The organism is Streptomyces sp. NRRL F-2664 (genome assembly GCF_000719345.1).
GTDB lineage: Bacteria > Actinomycetota > Actinomycetes > Streptomycetales > Streptomycetaceae > Streptomyces.
This window is the reverse complement of record NZ_JOFX01000279.1, coordinates 1-741: the sequence shown is the minus strand read 5'-3', so window position 1 is coordinate 741 and position 741 is coordinate 1. Positions and strand designations below refer to the sequence as shown.

Sequence of the window (741 nt, the reverse complement as noted above, 5' to 3'; positions counted from 1 at the left end):
CTGCCCGTCGCCGGTGTAGGTGTAGGTGGTGGTGTTGCCGAGCTGGTCGGTCTGGGAGGCCAGGCGCCCGGCCGGATCGTAGGTGCTGCGCACACCGGTGCGGGTGTCGCCCTGGCCGGGATCGCCCTGGGTGAGGGTCTTGGCGGTCTGGCGTCCGGCGAGGTCGCGGGTGAGGGCTGCGGTGAACTCCTGCCCCGGATACACACCCGGTGCGGCCGGGTTCAGCACGGTGCTGTGCGGGATGCCGCCCGCCCCGTAGGAGGGCACCGCGGTGACTTCGCCGCTGGTTGAGGTCAGGGTCCGGCCGAGGGCGTCGGTCTGGGCGGTGGAGTCGGCGGCGGGGGTGCCGTCGGCGAAGACCACCCTCGCCGACACCGTCCGGGCCGCGGTGTCGGCGTCCTGCACGGACACCGCACGCGCATCCGCCAGCGGGGCATCCTCCTGGTCCGCACCGAGAACACCCTGCGTGACCGCCTCGGCCACGATGTCGGAGGCCGTCTTGACGGTGGTGCCGTCGGGGCCGGTCACACTGCTGGTGTGCCCCCACGGGTCGGAGGACGCTGTGGTCTTGCGTCCGGCCTGGTCGGTCATGGTCACCCGGTACTCAGCCCACTGGGAGTAGTCGGCCTCCGACAGCAGCCGGGCGCCGTCGGCGTCGGGCTCTTTGGCGTAGGCGCCGTCGCGGTAGTTGTCCGCGGTCCGCAGGGGCCGGCCCAGCGCGTCGAGGGTCTCGGTCACCCG

At 73.3% G+C, this 741-nt stretch carries 1 pseudogene; it reads right to left on the bottom strand.

The features are described 5' to 3' along the window. Positions 1-741, bottom strand: a pseudogene (locus tag IF89_RS39450) (hypothetical protein); the annotation flags it as partial.